Here is a 13,180-nt window from a genome sequence, read left to right on the forward strand (position 1 = left end):
CTCAGGGTTGTAGCAGAATCGCCTCGGCCAGGTCCTGGTCGCTGGCCTGCAGGCCCGGATGTTCCTGGCGGATCTGCTTCAGGGCAGCCTCCAGGTAGGCGCCGCGAATCGCGCCACCGCTGGCGATGAAGCTGGAGGCATCATCGTGAGAGGGCGCTACCATCTTCTTGTCTTTCTTGAAGGTGGAATAGAGCGACGCAGAGACCCCGGCCGAGGTCGCCACATCGCCAGCATCGACCCCGGCCACGGCATAACCGGCGGGGAACAGGACAGCAATCGAGAGAGCCAGCACTACGCGACGCATGATCGTACGCTCCTGGTATTCAAGGGATGTATCCACCTTAGAGCGTAGTTGCTGCGCCAGGTCGGTATAGCCCGCTTATCGGACGCATCTTCCCAATGGCACGGATGACAATGCTATCCATGTGCCATTTTGTCGCATAGGCCAACGTCGAGCGCGCGACAGTGGTAAATTGCCGGCCCATGACCTCCTTTCTTCCCTCTGGAACACTCAGGCACCGCTTCGGAGCCTGGCTGAGCCTGTTCGCCATGCTGCTGGTGTTCGCCGGCCCGTTGATCGGCCAGGAGATGAGCCAGGCTCGCGCGACGCAGGCCGCCCTGGAGGATATCTGCGGAGGGCCACTGGCCGGTTCCGGCCTGCTGCCGGAGCGGGGCCCCGAACCGTCTCCCCATCACCTCGCATTGTGGGAAAAATGCGGCTACTGCTCGTTGCTGTTCCAGCATCCGGCGCTGGCCGAGTCCCAGGGTGCGCTGTTCTTTGCCGATGTTCGACCGCTCGGCTACCCGCCTGCGACATTCAGCCCGCAGCAGGCCGCAGCGCCGGTCTTCCCCGGTTCGCGCTCCCGGGCACCACCTGGCCCCCGCGCCTGACCATCCCTGCCAATCGTGGTCGGCATCGTGGCGGCGCATCTTTGCGCCAGGCCCTGCACGTCGCCACAACCTGCGTTGCACACTTATGTTGCGAAAAAGGCTACCTAGAGGGCCGTTTAGATGAATGAGTTACTGACTCGCCGCCAGGTGGTTGCCGGCCTCGGCGTCCTGGGTCTTGGCCTGCTGGCGGGCTGCGACAGCTCCGGCAAGCTGTCCTACAAGTACGGCAAGGACCTGAGCGATGAAATCCTCGGGCGCAAGTTCAAGCTCAAGGACACCGAGGGCAATGTCACTCTGCTTGGCAGCTTCAGCGGCCTGATGCCGATGATCTTCTTCGGCTTCACCCAGTGCCCGGCGGTGTGTCCAACCGCGTTGGCCCGGGCTGCCCGGGCAAAGAAACTGATGGGCCCCGATGGCGACAAGCTGCAGGTGGTGTTCATCACCGTCGATCCCGAGCGCGACACGCCCCAGGTGCTCGATGCCTACGTCAAGGCCTTCGATCCGAGCTTCGTCGCCCTGTACGGCACCCTGGAAGAAACCGCGCAGGTCGCTAAGGAATTCAAGGTGTTCTACGAGAAGATTCCGGCCGGTGACACCTATACGATGTCCCATACCGCGACCAGCTTCGTCTATGACAGCCGCGGCCGCCTGCGCCTGGGCCTGTCGCCGTCGCTGACCGCCCAGCAGTGTGCCGAAGACCTGCTCACCGTCATGTCCGTCTGCTGACAGACGCCAGCTAGAATGATTCGAGATATTTAAATGAACTATTTGAAATACATAGCTTTTTCCGTTCTTGGAATGATCAGCCTGCAGGCTTCGGCGCAAACCGTTGTGGAAGACGCCTGGGTCCGTGCCACCGTGCCGGGACAACCGTCGACCGGTGCCTTCATGCGAATTACCTCGAGCGAAGGCGGCAAGCTGCTGGAAGCGAAATCGCCGGTGGCCAGGCTGGTGCAGATCCACGAGTCGAAGATGCAGAACGACGTCATGAGCATGCAGCCCGTCGACGCGGTCGAGTTGCCAGCCGGCAAGGCTGTCGAAATCGACCCCGAGGGTTATCACATCATGCTGATAAACCTGGTCGGCCAGGTAAAGGAGGGCGATAGCGTGCCGTTGACCCTGGTGGTGGAGAACGCCAAGGGCGTCAAGGAATCGATCGAGGTCAAGGCCACGGCGCGGGCCCTCACCGAAATGCCCATGCACGATCATGGCAAGATGATGCACTAACCGCCCCCGGGCGGTTTCGAAAAACGCCCCGGCCGGTCGAACCTGCCGGGGCGTTTGCGTTTTTGCCCGACGCTCGCTGTATCACAATGTGTCTGGAGTGCGGGTTGATACAGTAGCCGGCGCTTCGAGCGGATCAGGACATGTCCGCGATACATGGCTGCGATTGACTGTGAGCCCTTCCAGGTAAACAGGAAACGCTGACATGAAATGGCTTTATTGCGGATTGGCCGCCACTGGCGGGGCATTGTCGATAGGCATCGCCCTCGCGGCGCCGACATCGGCCCCTGCCTCAAGCGCGGAAAATGCCTCGCCGATCTACGGCGTGACCATTCCCGACGGCTACCGCCAATGGGAACTGGTGGCACCCTCACTGCAAGGGCCACCGCTGAACGAACTGCGCGCGATCCTGGGCAACCCCACGGCGCTCAAGGCCTATCGCAGCCACGACACCCAACCGTTCCCCGACGGCACCGTTCTCGCCAAACTGGCCTGGAAACACATGCAGTCGCCCGAGGCCGCCAGTGCCTTGGTTCCTGCGGACTCGACTACCGTGCAATTCATGGTCAAGGATTCGAAGAAATATGCCGCCACCGGCGGCTGGGGTTTCGGCCGCTTCATCAACGGCAAGCCGGCTGATGTGAGCCAGCATGAAACCTGCTTTGCCTGTCACCAGGCGCTGGTGAAGGATCGCGACTACGTGTTCACCCGGCTTGCCCAATAGCGCGTCACCGCGGCAAAAAAAACCAGGATCGCCATTCGTCCCTTTCTGCTTCCCGGAGCGGGCGTGCCCTCTATTTTCTAAGTGGCCTTTAGCCATATATTTATTGGCCGATAGCCATTCAAGGGCCCGTCCGTTGCCGAGGTGTGTCATGTTCAATAAAAAACTCAAAGGTGAACTGGCGGCCAGGACGGCCGAAGTGCAAGACTGCAAGGGACTGATCGCGGCGCTTGAGCGCTCCATGGCGGTAGTGGAGTTCAGCCTCGATGGCAAACTCATCCGTGCCAACGAGAATTTTTCGAAAACCATGGGCTACCGGGCAGATCAACTGCCGGGTAAATCCCATCGGGATTTCTGTGACCCGGAACTGGTTCGCAGTCGTGAGTACAACGAATTCTGGAGTCAACTGCGTGCCGGGAACTTCATTTCCGGTACTTTCAAGCGTCTCAACGCCCAAGGCCAGAATGTCTGGCTGGAGGCCAGCTACAACCCGGTGCTGGATGAACGGGGCCAGGTCTGCAAGGTCGTCAAATATGCGCTCGATGTCACCGGCCAGATGGTCAGGGAAGCTGAGACCGCCGGTAAGTTGGAAGCGCTCGACCGGGCCATGGCCGTGATCGAGTTCGACCTTGGTGGCAACATCCTCTGGGCCAACGACAACTTTCTCGACACCATGGGATATTCCCAGGCGGAGCTGAAGGGCAAGCATCATCGGCTGTTTTGCGAACCCAGCCTGATCAACAGTAGCGAATACAGCGACTTCTGGCGCCGGCTCAACGCCGGCGAATTCTTCAGTGGCCAGTTCAAGCGGGTCGCCAAGCACGGTCGGACCGTCTGGCTGGAAGCGACCTACAACCCGGTTTTCGACGCCGCCGGCAAATTGAGCAAGATCGTCAAATTCGCCAGCGACATCACCGAGCGGGTCGAGAAGTTCGAGGCCGACTCGCTCGGCGCGGCGCGCGCCTACCATATTTCCGCCGAGACGGAGCGGGTCGCCGAACAGGGCGAGCAGGTGATCCAGCAGACCGCCAAGGAAATGCGCCTGATTGCCGACAACATCGGCAATTCGTCGCGCCTGGTGGGGCAACTGGGTGGTCGATCCGAGGAGATCAGCGCGATCGTCAACACCATCCGTGGCATCGCCGAACAAACCAATCTGCTGGCCCTCAACGCCGCCATCGAAGCGGCACGGGCGGGTGACCAGGGGCGGGGCTTCGCCGTCGTCGCCGATGAAGTGCGCCAACTGGCCGGGCGAACCAGTCGTTCAACCACCGAGATCGCCGAGGTGATCGGCAAGATCCTGGCGGAAACCCGCGATGCGGTGGCCAGCATGCACATCACCCAGGAAGGCGCGCAGCGTGGCGTCACCCTGGCGGATCAGGCTGGCGCGGTGATCCTGCAGGTCCGCAGTGGAACCAGTGATGCGGTAGAGGCGGTGAGCATGTTCGCGTCCAAGCTGGAGGAGTCCGACATCATTCCGAAAACCGCAGTTGGGTGGGTTGGATAGAGGCTGATCTACCCGTCTTGGCCAGGCTCATCGGGCGAGCCTGGCCAAGACGGGCTCAAGGTCCTGAACGCACTCACCAATATAGCGACTGGCAATAAACCAGACGGAAGGCAGCTAGGAATCCATAAAGTTGTCCCACAGGGGGCAGATAACTCCTATGTTGTTTGTATTGGCAACAAACGTTCAAGGATCGAATTCATGATAGTGCGCCAATCCAGCCCCGTTTCCGCTTATCCGCGTTTTCGTTGGTTCGCCCTGGTCCCTGTGGTCCCTGCCGTTATCTGGATACTCGTGCAGTCAACCTCCGTGGGCAACCTGGTGGCCTGCGCGGTGTTGGTGCTGATCGGCCTCGGGGCCTGCGCCTGGAGTGCAATTTCCCAGCGTGAAACCGTGCTTCGCGCCACTGCCCGGGCCCTGGCCGAGCAAAATGCTGCGGATGCCACGCACAACGGCGCGAAAACGCGGGCGAAGCTCGACGAAGTATTGCTGGGCGCCATGCCGATCTGGGCCAAGCAGGTGGAAAGCTCGCGGCTGCAGACCGAAGAGGCGATTGTCAGCCTGGTCGAGCGCTTCAGTGGCATCGCCGCGCGCCTGCAGGAAACGGTGCAGGCTTCCCAGGATGCGGCTGGCGAGTTGGATGGCCAGGCCGCCGACGGTGCGCTCAAGGTGCTGGCACGCAGCGACAGCGAACTGAGCCAGGTGATCGACTCGCTCAAGGCCACCCAGACCAGCCGTGACCAGATCCTCGGGCAGGTGCGCGGGTTGACCGCCTACACCGGGGAATTGCGGACCATGGCCGCCGATGTCGCGGCGATTGCCGCACAAACCAACCTGTTGGCCCTCAACGCTGCCATCGAGGCCGCCCGTGCCGGTGAAGCCGGGCGCGGCTTTGCCGTGGTGGCCGATGCGGTGCGCAACCTGTCGAGCCAGTCCAGCAATACCGGCCAGCAGATGTCGGCCAAGGTCGACATCATCAACAATGCCATTACCCAACTGGTGCAGGCCGCCTCCAGCAGTGCCGATCTGGACAGCCATTCGGTGGGGGCGTCCGAGCAGAGCATCCAACGGGTACTCGAACGCTTCCAGAACATCACCGGCCGCCTGGCCGACTCTGCGGACCTGCTCAAGCAGGAAAGCTACGGGATCCGCGACGAGATGACCGACGTACTGGTCAACCTGCAATTCCAGGACCGGGTCAGCCAGATCCTCAGCCACGTGCGCGACAACATCAACGCCTTGCATGATCACCTGTCGCAGGTCAGCCAGTCGCCGGACCAGGCCGCGTTGATAGACGTCCGGCAATGGCTGGCGAGCATGGAGTCGACCTATGCGACCGATGAGCAGCGGCGCACGCACCATGGCGCAGTCGCCACCCAGCAGAATTCCCAAGACATCACCTTCTTCTAGGAGTCCAACATGGCGAAGAGCGTATTAGTGGTCGACGATTCCATCAGCGTGCGACAAGTGGTCGGCATTGCCCTCAAAGGCGCCGGATACGACGTGATCGAGGCCAGCGATGGCAAGGATGCGCTGAGCAAGCTCACCGGGCAGAAGGTGCACCTGATCATCAGTGACGTGAATATGCCGAACATGGATGGCATCACCTTCGTCAAGGAGGTCAAGAAACTGGCCAACTACAAGTTCACGCCTATCATCATGCTGACCACCGAATCGCAGGAGTCGAAGAAGGCAGAAGGGCAGGCGGCAGGCGCCAAGGCGTGGGTGGTCAAGCCTTTCCAACCGGCACAGATGCTGGCGGCGGTGTCCAAGCTGATCCTGCCCTGACAGACGGCCCTAGGAGGTTCCATGTCCGTTACCCGCGAAACCGTCGACAACACGGCCCGCGTAGGCGTTGACGGCGAGCTCACGATCTACACCGTCGCCGAGCTGGCGGCTGCGCTGTTGCCGCAGCTTGGTGCGACGCCGCGCCTGGAACTGGACCTGTCGCAGGTCACCGAAATGGATGGCGCGGGGCTGCAGTTGCTCGCCGTCATCGAGCGTGAAGCCGGCCTGGCCGGTACGGCCCTGAGCCTGACCGGCAAGAGTCAGGTGGTCACGCAGACGCTTCAACTCTGTCGCAGCAGCGCCTTGTAGCCGGCGCTGCGACCGTTCAGTGATCGACAAGGAAAGTCCAGGTGAGCATCAATCTCGATCAGGCACTACAGACCTTCATCGTGGAGGCACGCGAACTGTTGCAGGCCATGGAGCAATCCCTGCTGCAACTGGAAAGCGAGCCCGGCGACCAGGATGCCATTGGTGCGATCTTCCGCGCCGCGCACACCATCAAGGGTTCCGCCGGGCTGTTCGGCCTGGAGCCTATCGTGGGCTTCACGCATATCGTCGAGGATGTGCTTGATCGCATTCGTGATGAGAGCGTGGCCGTGGATGCGGCGCTGATCGCGATCCTGCTCAAGTGCGGCGATCATATGCTTGAGCTGATCGAGGTCGTCGCCAACCGCGGCGAGGCGCTGCAGCCTGCGGCGCTGGAGCGCGAGGCGGTACTGCGGGCGGCGCTCACGGCCTACCAGGCCCCTGCCGGAGGCGGCGAAAGCAACGAGGTTGCCGTCGTCGATGCGGATACCCACGGCGAAGTGCTCTGGCATATCTCCCTGCGCTTTGGCGTGGATGTGTTCCGCAATGGCATGGACCCACTGTCGTTCCTGCGCTACCTCGACACCCTGGGGCAGATGGTTCAGGTCAGCACGCTGACCGAGGGTATCCCGGCCCTCGAAACCTGGGATCCTGAGAGCTGCTACCTGGGGTTTGAAATCGACCTGCGCTCCACCGCCAGCCATGCGACCCTCAATGAAGTCTTCGACTTCGTCCGTGACGAGTGCGACGTGCAGATCAGCGCCGTCGACGAAGCCGCCGACAGCCCGGTTGCCCAGACTACCGACCTGGTCCCGCTGCCTGAGCCGCAAGCCGCGACTGCCGCGCCGCAGCGGCTACCGGCGACCAGCGAGGTGAAAAGCCGGGATGGCAACTATGTGCGGGTCAATGCCGACAAACTGGACGAGCTGATCAGCCTGGTCGGCGAACTGGTGATCGCCAGCGCTGGCGCAAGCCTGCTGGCCCGTTCCTGCAACAACGATCCACTGCAGGAAGCCACCTCGACCGTGTCCGGGCTGGTGGAGGAAATCCTCGATGGTGCGCTGCACCTGCGCATGATCCCCATTGGCGACACGTTCAACCGCTTCCGGCGTGTGGTACGCGATGTCAGCCAGGAACTGGGCAAGGACATCGAACTGATCATCAACGGTGCGGAAACCGAACTGGACAAGACGGTCGTGGAGAAAATCGGCGATCCGCTCATGCACCTGCTGCGCAATGCCATGGACCACGGTATCGAAAGTGCCGAAGCCCGACGTACGGCTGGCAAGCCGGGCAAGGGGCACCTGAGCCTCAATGCCTATCACGACTCGGGGAGCATCGTCATCGAGATTGCCGACGATGGAGCCGGCCTGAACCGCGAGCGAATCCTGGCGAAGGCCCAGGAACGCGGGCTGGTCGCCAATGGCACGGTGCTGACCGACCAGGAGATCTACAACCTGATCTTCGAAGCCGGCTTCTCGACCGCCGAAGCTGTGACCAACCTGTCCGGGCGTGGCGTTGGCATGGACGTGGTCAAGCGCAATATCACCCTGTTGCGAGGCACCGTCGACCTGGACAGCCGTCCCGGCCAGGGCACCGTGGTGCGTATTCGCCTGCCGCTGACCCTGGCGATCATCAATGGCTTCCTGGTGGGTATCGACCACGCCACCTACGTGATTCCGCTGGACATGGTCCAGGAATGCATCGAACTGGACGAGCCGCAGCGCCAGGCCAGCCGTAGCCAGGGCTACCTGGACCTGCGTGGCGAGGTGTTGCCCCTGGTGGACCTGCGTGATCACTTCCGCCACGAAGGGCCCGCCGCCAGGCGGCAGAACGTGGTGGTGGTGCGCTACGCCGAACACAAGGCCGGGCTGGTGGTGGATGAGTTGCTCGGCGAGTTCCAGATCGTGATCAAGCCCCTGGGCAAGCTCTTTGGCTCACTGCGCGGTATCAGCGGTTCGACCATATTGGGCAGCGGCGCGGTGGCCCTGATTCTCGATATACCGGCACTGCTCAACCAAATCGTGCAACTGGAAGCCCGTACGGCCCAGTCACCTCAGTCGTCTCCTGTCGTTGGTCGCTGACGTATCTGCATTTCCATGGAGGTTCCCCGATGAAATGGTTCTACGATCTCAAGATTTCCATCAAGCTGATCAGCTCGTTCCTGGTGGTCCTGGCGCTGACCGCGGCGATGGGCGCCTTTGCCATCATCCAGCTCGGTAGCGTCAACCAGGCCGCCCAGGACATCCGGAGCAACTGGATGCCGTCCATGCGCGCCGCGGCAGGCATGCGCTTTTATGCCGCCAGCTATCGCCTGAAGGAATACCGCCACATCACCACTGATGTCGCCGAGGAAAAGGACCAGGCAGAACGCGAAGCCGTCGAGGCGCGCCAGCAGTTCGAAACGCGGCTCGACACCTACGAGAAACTGCTGTCGGACGACGAAGATCGTCAACTGCTTGGCAGTGTCAAAAGCGCCTGGGCCACCTACCTGGCAGGCAGCCAGAAACTGTTCGAACTGTCTCGGCAGAATGAGGAAGCCCAGGCCCGTACCCAACTGCGCGGTGAGTCCAGGGGGCATTTTGACGAGGTGACGGGGCGCCTGCAGAAACTGATCGAACTCAACGACGCCGGCGCGACCTCGGCGGGTGACAGGGGCTCGGTGCTGTACGAAAATTCACGCCTGTCGATCATCGCCGCACTGATCGTCGCGCTGGTGGTCGGCCTGGGACTGGCACTGTTCATCGCCCGGATCATCTCGCGCCCCTTGCGCCATGCCGCCGCAGCCGCCGAACACCTGGCCCAGGGCAACCTCAACGCCCACATCGAGACGGGCGCCAAGGACGAGACCGGCATGGTGCTCAACGCCATGCGCAACATGGTCGGCAAGCTGGCGCACATCATCGGCGACGTACGCAACGCCGCCGACAACCTGGCCAGCGCTTCGGAGCAGGTCAGCGCCACCGCGCAATCGATGAGCCAGGCCACCAGCGAACAGGCGGCCAGCGTCGAGGAAACCAGTGCATCGGTGGAGCAGATGAGCGCCAGCATCAACCAGAATACCGAGAACGCCAAGGTCACCGATGGCATGGCCAGCAAGGCCGCCAAGGAAGCCACCGAAGGGGGTGAGTCGGTGCAGCAGACCGTGGTGGCGATGAAGAAAATCGCCCAGCGCATCAGCATCATCGATGACATCGCCTACCAGACCAATCTGCTCGCCCTCAATGCCGCCATCGAGGCCGCGCGAGCCGGCGAGCATGGCAAGGGTTTCGCGGTGGTAGCCGCCGAAGTGCGCAAGCTGGCCGAGCGCAGCCAGGTGGCCGCCCAGGAAATCGGCGAGTTGTCCTCCAGCAGCGTGGACATGGCCGAGAAGGCCGGCAAGCTGCTCGATGAAATGGTCCCGTCGATCACCAAGACCTCCGACCTGGTGCAGGAAATCAGCGCCGCGTCCGAAGAGCAGGCCGCTGGTGTCTCGCAGATCAACATGGCAATGACCCAGCTCAACCAGGTCACCCAGCAGAACGCCTCGAGCAGCGAGGAGCTGGCCGCGACTGCGGAAGAAATGAGCAGCCAGGCCGAGCAGTTGCAGCAGGCCATGAGTTTCTTCGTACTCGACTCCAGTCCCAAGGCCTTGCTGAGTCGCAGCGTGGAGGGCACCGGCAGCAAGCCTGATCGGCAACCACCGCGCCCGGTGGTGCCAGCTTCGCGCAAGGCGTTCGCCCAGGAAACCGCCGGTGCATTGGATGAATCGGAATTCACCCGCTTCTGATCGCAGGATCGATGTGGGCTCAAAGGGAGAATGACATGGGCGCAGTAGTGACCACCCGCCAAACCGCGGTCTCGACAGACGAGGATGCGCAATACCTGACCTTCATGCTCGGTGGCGAGATGTTCGCCCTCGGCATCCTGGGTATCAAGGAAATCATCGAGTACGGCAGCCTGACCGTGGTGCCGATGATGCCCGCTTTTGTACGTGGCGTGATCAACCTGCGTGGCGCCGTGGTGCCGGTGGTGGATCTGTCGGCGCGCTTTGGTCGGGCGAATTCGACCATCACCCGGCGGTCCTGCGTCATCATCATCGAGGCCCGGAGCGAGGAGGGCATGCCCCAGGATATCGGGTTGCTGGTGGACACCGTCTCCGCCGTGCAGGAAATTCCGGCCAGCCAGATCGAACCGCCACCCAGCTTCGGCGCGCGGATTCGCGCCGATTTCATCAGTGGCATGGCCAAGGTCGAAGGCAAGTTCATGATCGTGCTGCAGGTGGACAAGGTGCTGTCCATTGACGAGATGTCCAGTCTCGCCGAGGCTGCCCAGGCGCCGGGGCTCGACCTCGACCCGCGCTAAGGCCCGATCATGTCAGACACCACCGTCCTCGACGATCGTGAGTTCAGCCAGTTCCAGTCCTGGTTGTACCGTGCGGCAGGCATCAATCTGTCGCCGGCCAAGAAGGCCCTGGTGGCCGGACGCCTGTTCAAGCGCCTCAAGCACTATGAGCTGGAGAGCTACGGGGAGTACTTCAAGCTGATCATGAGCGATCAGCGCAAGGGCGAACTGCAGGTGGCCCTGGATCTGCTGACCACCAATGAAACCTACTTTTTTCGCGAGCCCAAGCATTTCGATTTCCTGCGGCAACAGGTGCTGCCCAAGGCGTCGCCCGGCAAGCTGTTTCGAGTTTGGAGCGCTGCCAGTTCCTCTGGCGAAGAGCCCTACAGCCTGGCCATGACCCTGGCCGAGTGCCTGGGCACCACCCCCTGGGAAGTGATCGGCTCGGATATCAGCACCCAGGTACTGGCGAGGGCGCGTACGGGGCACTACCCCATGGAGCGTGCCAATACCTTGCCGATGCCGTTGCTGACCAGGTTCTGCCTCAAGGGCATCGGTCGCCAGGAGGGCACCTTTCTGATCGACAGGACGCTGCGCAACCGGGTCAGTTTCATCCAGGTCAACCTCAACGAAAACCTGCCCGAACTGGGTGAGTTCGAGGTGATTTTCCTGCGCAACGTGATGATCTACTTTGACCAGAAGACCAAGCGCCAGGTCGTCGCGCGCCTGCTGCCACGCCTCAAGAGCGGCGGTTTCTTCATCATCAGCCACTCGGAAAGCCTCCATGGCGTGAATGACACGCTCAAGCTGGTGGCCCCGTCGATTTACCGCAAGCCATGAAAATGCCCGTGGATGTGAGCGAAGTGGTACTGGCGCCCGGAGAGGTCAGCTTTGCCATCCGGCCGACTCGCCTGAGAACCTTGCTGGGATCGTGCGTGGCGTTCACGTTCTGGCACCCGCAGCGGCGGATCGGCGGCATGTGCCATTTCATGCTGCCGACGCGCTTGCGCAGGGGACATTCCCTGGACGGCAGGTATGCCGACGAGGCTGTCGAGATGCTGCTGGGGCACGCCCGCGCCCATGGCACCACGCCGCAGGACTACCAGGTCAAGCTGTTCGGCGGCGGCGAGATGTTCCCCGGGCATCGCCGCGCCTTGCCCGCCCAGGACGTGGCCAGCCTGAACATCCGCGCGGCGCTGGACCTGGCCGAGCATCATCACTTGCAGTTGGCGGCCCAGGACATGGGCAGTACCGGCTACCGCACGATTTTATTCGACCTGTGGAACGGCAACGTCTGGGTCCGACACCAACCAATGGGAACACTCGATAGATATGCCGAATAGAAAAATCAGTGTGCTGCTGGTCGATGACTCGGCGGTGGTGCGCCAGGTGTTGCTGGCGATCCTCGGCGATACACCGGATATTCACGTCATTGGGGCCGCCTCCGATCCGATTTTTGCCATGGACAAGCTCGCCCGGGAATGGCCGGATGTGATCGTGCTGGACGTGGAGATGCCGCGCATGGACGGCATCACCTTCCTGCGTAAAATCATGAGTGAGCGGCCGACCCCCGTGGTGATCTGCTCTTCCCTGACCCAGAAAGGCGCGGAAACCTCCCTGCAGGCATTGTCGGCCGGTGCCGTGGAGATCATCACCAAACCGACCACCGGATTGAAAAACTTCCTGATCGACTCGGCCGCCGAACTGGTGGCGGCAATCCGTGCTGCTGCGAAAGCCAACCTCGGGAACCTGGGCAAACGCAGTGCTCCAGCGCCGCCGACGCTGACCCCGGCCAGCAAGCTCAGCGCAGACGCGATCCTGCCTGCCGCCACCGGACACGCCATGGCACAGACCACCGAGCGCATCGTCGCCATCGGCACCTCCACCGGCGGTACCCAGGCCCTGGAGACCGTACTGACAGCGTTGCCACGGGTATGTCCGGGGATGGTGGTGGTACAGCACATGCCGGAGAAGTTCACGGCGTCGTTCGCCGAGCGCCTCAACAGCCTGTGCGAGATCGAGGTGCGCGAAGCGCGCAACAACGACCGCGTCCTGCCGGGCCTGGCACTGATCGCCCCCGGCGGCAAACACCTGATGGTGACCCGCAGCGGCGCCTTCTACCATGCCCAGGTCATCGATGGCCCCCTGGTCAACCGCCATCGGCCGTCAGTGGACGTGCTGTTTCGCTCGGTGGCCAAGTTTGCCGGCAGGAACGCCACCGGCATCATCATGACCGGCATGGGCGATGATGGCGCTCGCGGTCTCAAGGAGATGCTCGACGCCGGCGCCGCCACCGTGGCCCAGGATGAAGCCAGTTGCGTGGTGTTCGGTATGCCCAAGGAAGCCATCAAGCTCAACGCCGCACAGCGGATCATGGCCTTGCAGGATATTCACCAGGCGATTCTGCATAAGTGAATTCGCTG

General features: G+C 62.3%; 14 protein-coding genes and 2 pseudogenes. 15 read left to right on the forward strand and 1 reads right to left on the reverse strand.

Annotation, left to right across the window (positions count from 1 at the left end):
* Nucleotide 1 precedes the first annotated feature (1 nt).
* A complete protein-coding gene (locus tag AC6I6U_RS18740) occupies nucleotides 2-304 on the reverse strand; it encodes a DUF2388 domain-containing protein (protein WP_497877518.1) in 303 nt (100 codons plus the stop codon).
* 179 nt (nucleotides 305-483) lie between these two features.
* On the opposite strand from AC6I6U_RS18740, the gene AC6I6U_RS18745 reads away from it, so the two are divergent.
* The 15 genes and pseudogenes from AC6I6U_RS18745 to AC6I6U_RS18815 all read left to right on the forward strand — a co-directional run bounded on the left by AC6I6U_RS18745 (nucleotide 484) and on the right by AC6I6U_RS18815 (nucleotide 13,172).
* Entirely contained in the window at nucleotides 484-891 is a 408-nt protein-coding gene (locus tag AC6I6U_RS18745; RefSeq protein ID WP_497877519.1) for a DUF2946 domain-containing protein, read from the forward strand.
* Between the two features lie 120 nt (nucleotides 892-1,011).
* Nucleotides 1,012-1,617, forward strand: a complete 606-nt coding sequence (locus AC6I6U_RS18750) for an SCO family protein (RefSeq protein WP_497877520.1) — start codon at nucleotides 1,012-1,014, stop codon at nucleotides 1,615-1,617.
* Nucleotides 1,618-1,650: 33 nt separating this feature from the next.
* A complete protein-coding gene (locus AC6I6U_RS18755; RefSeq protein ID WP_497877521.1) occupies nucleotides 1,651-2,118 on the forward strand; it encodes a copper chaperone PCu(A)C in 468 nt (155 codons plus the stop codon).
* A gap of 202 nt (nucleotides 2,119-2,320) precedes the next feature.
* Nucleotides 2,321-2,839 (forward strand): cytochrome P460 family protein, encoded by a 519-nt coding sequence (locus tag AC6I6U_RS18760; protein WP_497877522.1) that lies wholly within the window; start codon nucleotides 2,321-2,323, stop codon nucleotides 2,837-2,839.
* Between the two features lie 148 nt (nucleotides 2,840-2,987).
* Nucleotides 2,988-3,752 (forward strand): annotated as a pseudogene (locus AC6I6U_RS18765) (PAS domain-containing protein); the annotation flags it as partial.
* A gap of 117 nt (nucleotides 3,753-3,869) precedes the next feature.
* Nucleotides 3,870-4,343: pseudogene (locus AC6I6U_RS18770) on the forward strand (methyl-accepting chemotaxis protein); the annotation flags it as partial.
* A 495-nt stretch (nucleotides 4,344-4,838) separates the two neighbouring features.
* Nucleotides 4,839-5,750 (forward strand): methyl-accepting chemotaxis protein, encoded by a 912-nt coding sequence (locus AC6I6U_RS18775; protein ID WP_497883065.1) that lies wholly within the window; start codon nucleotides 4,839-4,841, stop codon nucleotides 5,748-5,750.
* Nucleotides 5,751-5,759: 9 nt separating this feature from the next.
* Nucleotides 5,760-6,128 (forward strand): response regulator, encoded by a 369-nt coding sequence (locus tag AC6I6U_RS18780; protein ID WP_497877523.1) that lies wholly within the window; start codon nucleotides 5,760-5,762, stop codon nucleotides 6,126-6,128.
* 21 nt (nucleotides 6,129-6,149) lie between these two features.
* The gene (locus tag AC6I6U_RS18785) at nucleotides 6,150-6,437 is read left to right on the forward strand and encodes an STAS domain-containing protein (RefSeq protein ID WP_497877524.1); all 288 of its coding nucleotides are present in this window, start codon (nucleotides 6,150-6,152) and stop codon (nucleotides 6,435-6,437) included.
* Nucleotides 6,438-6,478: 41 nt separating this feature from the next.
* Nucleotides 6,479-8,518, forward strand: coding sequence for a chemotaxis protein CheA (locus AC6I6U_RS18790; RefSeq protein ID WP_497877525.1), 2,040 nt, complete (start codon nucleotides 6,479-6,481; stop codon nucleotides 8,516-8,518).
* A 29-nt stretch (nucleotides 8,519-8,547) separates the two neighbouring features.
* Nucleotides 8,548-10,203 (forward strand): methyl-accepting chemotaxis protein, encoded by a 1,656-nt coding sequence (locus tag AC6I6U_RS18795; RefSeq protein ID WP_497877526.1) that lies wholly within the window; start codon nucleotides 8,548-8,550, stop codon nucleotides 10,201-10,203.
* Between the two features lie 35 nt (nucleotides 10,204-10,238).
* Complete coding sequence (locus AC6I6U_RS18800; RefSeq protein ID WP_497877527.1) at nucleotides 10,239-10,778, forward strand: chemotaxis protein CheW; 540 nt, start codon at nucleotides 10,239-10,241, stop codon at nucleotides 10,776-10,778.
* A gap of 9 nt (nucleotides 10,779-10,787) precedes the next feature.
* Nucleotides 10,788-11,597, forward strand: a complete 810-nt coding sequence (locus tag AC6I6U_RS18805; protein ID WP_497877528.1) for a CheR family methyltransferase — start codon at nucleotides 10,788-10,790, stop codon at nucleotides 11,595-11,597.
* Nucleotides 11,594-12,100, forward strand: coding sequence for a chemoreceptor glutamine deamidase CheD (gene cheD / locus AC6I6U_RS18810; protein ID WP_497877529.1), 507 nt, complete (start codon nucleotides 11,594-11,596; stop codon nucleotides 12,098-12,100). The genes AC6I6U_RS18805 and cheD overlap by 4 nt, the downstream gene beginning before the upstream one ends.
* A complete protein-coding gene (locus tag AC6I6U_RS18815; RefSeq protein ID WP_497877530.1) occupies nucleotides 12,090-13,172 on the forward strand; it encodes a protein-glutamate methylesterase/protein-glutamine glutaminase in 1,083 nt (360 codons plus the stop codon). Before cheD ends, AC6I6U_RS18815 begins: the two co-directional genes overlap by 11 nt.
* Nucleotides 13,173-13,180 lie beyond the last annotated feature (8 nt).

Source organism: Pseudomonas sp. UTLPPB19802, assembly GCF_059730225.1.